This window comes from Butyrivibrio sp., from assembly GCF_024699075.1.
Genome location: NZ_JAILQF010000117.1, coordinates 1 through 4556 on the forward strand (window position 1 = coordinate 1; position 4556 = coordinate 4556).

At 39.2% G+C, this 4556-nt stretch carries 3 protein-coding genes; all 3 read right to left on the reverse strand.

Annotated features, from left to right (window positions below; genetic code table 11):
* Positions 1 to 643: 643 nt before the first annotated feature.
* Genes K6G87_RS04605 through K6G87_RS04615 form a run of 3 tightly spaced genes read right to left on the reverse strand, consistent with a single transcriptional unit; the run spans position 644 to position 4401 of the window.
* The gene (locus tag K6G87_RS04605; RefSeq protein WP_296834503.1) at positions 644 to 2524 is read right to left on the reverse strand and encodes an extracellular solute-binding protein; all 1881 of its coding nucleotides are present in this window, start codon (positions 2522 to 2524) and stop codon (positions 644 to 646) included.
* A 46-nt stretch (positions 2525 to 2570) separates the two neighbouring features.
* The gene (locus K6G87_RS04610; protein ID WP_296834504.1) at positions 2571 to 3389 is read right to left on the reverse strand and encodes an ABC transporter permease; all 819 of its coding nucleotides are present in this window, start codon (positions 3387 to 3389) and stop codon (positions 2571 to 2573) included.
* Complete coding sequence (locus tag K6G87_RS04615) at positions 3382 to 4401, reverse strand: ABC transporter ATP-binding protein (protein ID WP_442863361.1); 1020 nt, start codon at positions 4399 to 4401, stop codon at positions 3382 to 3384. The genes K6G87_RS04610 and K6G87_RS04615 overlap by 8 nt, the downstream gene beginning before the upstream one ends.
* Between the last annotated feature and the right edge of the window lie 155 nt (positions 4402 to 4556).

Consider the following 4556-nt stretch of genomic DNA (forward strand, 5'->3'; position numbering starts at 1 on the left):
CCTGTGATCAGCAGAATGTCTGACTCTTTCAAAATTGAAGACCAAAGACAAAAGGAATTATTAAATGAAGACATCCTTGCATCAGACATCTACCACCTAATAATTCCTCAAACCAAAAACGAATACCAAAAACCCGTAACAATCCTCTGATCAAATTCGCAGATCGCTATGCACATCATCATAAGCCTTTTAAGTGACAATAAGAATCCTTCAGCCCATAAACTCGCACCTTTGCGCCTTGCACCATTTCCTTTTGCGAGTATTTAATGACAAATGCGATTTTCTAATGTTTCCAAAGCATTTTTTCATGCGCATGCGAAGCGCTGTCTGAAGCAGGACGGGCAATAACACATCTAATAAATGTCATACGGTGCGTAAGCACCTATTAAAAAAGAGAAATCAAACTTCCAAGCTTGCTTGAAGAAGTTGATTCCTCTTTTTTAATATGCCCGCCATGCGGGCTATGACATTATAAGTAAAATCTTTAAAACCGTCCTGCGAGTTTTAGCGTAGCATGCGCAATGAAAGAAAAAATGCGGAAACATCTAAGAAAATCTGCATTTGTTATTTACGAGCAAAAGAAAATGGTGCAAGGCGCCAAGGTGCAATTTTATACTCTGAAGGATTATTTGCCACGTCCTGATCAGTCGGCAGCCTTAATCTTTTTCCAGAGCTCGTTGTAGAGAGCGTCTGCATCCTGTCCAAGGTAGGTGAATACTTCGCATCTTGAAAGTGTTTCTTCATCAGGAAATGCAACTGTGGAGTTCTTGATCATTTCATCTTCTATCAGTTCCTGAGCCTTAAGATTAGGAGTCGTGTAAGTTACATATTCGAAGTTCATAAGTGCTATATCTTCTCTGCACATAAAGTTGATCCACTTAAGTGCATTCTCTGAATGCCTTGCATCCCTTGTAATGCACCAGCCATCAAGCCATACATTAGAACCTTCTTCTGGAACCACATACTCAAGATCTGTATTTTCCCTCTGAGTATAAAGAGCTTCGCCAGAATATATTACACCAAGAGCTGCTTCTCCGCCTATCATCTTGTCCCTTACCTGATCAATTACATAAGCCTGAACCAAAGGCTTCTGAGCGATAAGATCCTCTGCTGCCTCATTAAGCTCTGTTTCATCTGTAGTATTAAATGAATATCCTCTTCTGGCAAGAGCTACCATAAATGCATCCCTTACGGAATCCTGCATCAGGATCTGCCCTGCATATTTCTCATCCCAAAGAATGTCCCAGCTCGTAACAGGTTCATCCACAAGAGTCTTATTATAAAGAATACCTATAGTTCCGCAGAAATTAGGCACTGCGTATTTATTGCCCTCGTCAAAAGAAGCTGCGGTGGCAAGATACTTTGGGTCAATATTTTCTGATGCATAGTTAAGCTCATCCCAGTCAAGTTCCTGAAGCATACCTTCCTGCATCATCCTCGAGATCATATAATCAGAAGGACATATTACGTCATAAGCAGAGTTATCAGATGCAATCTTGGCATACATGATCTCATTAGATTCAAATTCATCATAGACCACCTCGATTCCTGTTTCCTCTTCAAACATCTCTATAACTTCCGGATCAATATATTCTCCCCAGTTATATACATACACCTGATTATCTTCCGTCTTAAATACACCGCCAAAAGTTATACCAACTACTGCTATGACAGCACTGGCTACGGCAAGTACAAGGACAGTCTTTTTATTAAGCTTCTTTCTGTTTGCATAAGACACTTCCTTCTTGGAAGCAGCAACAGAATTCCTTGCTCTTATCTGCCTGGAGCTTACCATAAGCACGATAACTATTATGAATATAATTGCAGAAAGCGCATATATTTCAGGCTGTATACCTCTTTTGACTTCGCTGTATATCTTGGTTGAAAGGGTATCAAAACCTGAACCTTTAGTAAAATAAGTGATTATAAAGTCATCAAGTGACATTGTAAAAGCCATCATTGCTCCTGCTATAACAGCAGGCATGAGATCAGGAAGTACTGTCTTTCTAAATGCAAAGAAAGGCTGAGCCCCAAGATCAAGAGCAGCTTCATAAACACTAGGATTGATCGTCTTCATTCTGGGCATAACACTCAACATTACATAAGGTATATTAAAAGTAATATGAGCTATGAGAACAGTTACAAATCCCGCATTAAAATGAAGGAATCTGAAAAGCAGCATAAGGGATATACCTGTTACGATGTCGGCGTTTATCATAGGTATATTTGTAACACCCATTATTAAGGATCTGGACTTTTTGTGAAGTCCCATCATTGCAACGCAGGTAACAGTTCCAATTACTGTAGCCACAAGTGTTGATATAAGAGCAATTATAAGTGTGTTGGCAAAAGCATTGATTATCTCAGAATCAGAAGCAAGATTAAGATACCAGTCAAAGGTAAAACCGCCCCACTTAGCCCTTGATTTACTTGTGTTAAAAGACAATATGATCATTGTGACAATGGGCAGATACATAAAAACAAGTATGATACCCATGTATACTTTTTCAAAAGTTTTTTTCATAAACATTCCCCACGCCGGACCTTATATAAGGCAGCGTATATCCATCTTAGTTATAGGATGACTTATCTGCCATCATTGTTACGACCATGTTGACTATGATAAAGAGCATAAGTACAAGTGAAAGACCTGCTCCCATATTCCAGTCATAACTAAGTGTAAACTCCTGCTCTATTACATTACCTATAAGAAGGATCTTGGATCCACCAAGCATAGTGCTTATAGCGAAAGTTGTAAGAGCCGGTATAAATACCATTGTTATTCCGGACAGTATTCCCGGAATAGTAAGAGGCAGTGTGATCTTAAAGAAAGTCTGAATGGCACTTGCCCCAAGATCCCTTGCAGCATTTATGACATTGTCATCTATTCTTGCAAGTGAGTTGTATAAAGGCAGTATCATAAAGGGAAGGAAGTTATAGACCATACCGATAACGATAGCTGCCGGGGTATTTATAATGTTTATATTAGGAAGCCCTAAAAAGCTTAATATCCCATTTATAACACCCTTATTTTCAAGAAGGGTCATCCATGCCATAGTCCTTAAGAGGAAGTTCATCCACATAGGCAGAATGAAAAGAGTTGTTATGATCCCCTGAGAACTTATCTTGTTTCTTGCAAGTATCATGGCAAGAGGATACGCAAGCAAAAAACATATGACAGTACTTATAAGCGCAAGAACAAGAGCAAGTCCAAGTGATTTAAGATTCTCAGCTCTTGCTATAGCCGTAACATTTGAAATTGTAAATGCCCCGGACTCGTCTGTAAGGCCGTAAAAGAAAATCATTGCAAGCGGAACCACAATAAATATGACCGACCATGCAATGTAAGGAGAAGCCAGAAGACGAGATGTCTTTGAGTTATTAAACATCTATTTCTATAGCCTCCTCATCCTCTGATGCAGGAACATTCATTACCTGTATGTTAAAAGGATCTACATTTATATCAACTTCATCGCCAACCTGAGCCATGCGTGTTGAATGAACAAGCCATTCAAAGCCGCCTGCTTCAACTTCCATCTCGTAGTGGACACCCTTGAAGATGACATGGGTTACGGTTCCGGGAAGGATTCCACTGCCTCTTTTGACAAGTTCTACATCTTCAGGTCTTATAACTACGTCAACAGGTGCATTAACACCAAATCCTGTATCTACGCATGCAAAGTTAGCGCCAAGGATCCTTACGAGCTTGTCCTGAACCATAGTTGCATGAATGATATTACTGTCTCCGATAAAGTCAGCAACAAAGGCATTCTCAGGCTCATTGTATATAGTCTCAGGTGATCCTTCCTGTTGGATATAACCCTGGTTCATAACTACGATATGATCAGACATTGTAAGCGCCTCTTCCTGATCATGAGTTACATATATGAAAGTAATTCCAAGTTCATTTTTAAGTCTTATAAGCTCGTACTGCATGTCCTGTCTAAGCTTAAGATCAAGTGCTCCCAAAGGCTCATCCAGAAGAAGAACCTTAGGTTCATTAACAATAGCTCTTGCTATAGCTACCCTCTGCTGCTGTCCGCCAGAAAGTGAATCAGGCATACGGTGCTCAAAGCCCTCAAGATTCACAAGCTTAAGAGCATACTTTATCTTATCTTTGATATAAGCATCAGTCTTATTCTTGATCTTAAGGCCAAAAGCTATATTCTGCGCTATGTCCATATGTGTAAAAAGAGCATACTTCTGGAACACAGTATTGAGCTGTCTTTTATTAGGGGCAAGATTAGTGATATCCTGACCATCAAAAATAACACGACCCTGATCAGGCGACTCAAAACCTCCGATTATACGAAGAGTTGTAGTCTTACCACATCCTGAAGGTCCGAGAATCGTAACGAATGAATTCTCATGAATACTAAGATTAAGATCATCAAGAATCATATTTCCATCATATGATTTAGATATATGCTCAAGTCTGATTAATTCTTTTGCCAATTTTACTCCTCCGGCTATACCCTAAACAAATTTTTATAAAGTCAACGACCTAAAAACATTGGAAATAAGTAGAATTCCCAAATACGTATATTTATACATAA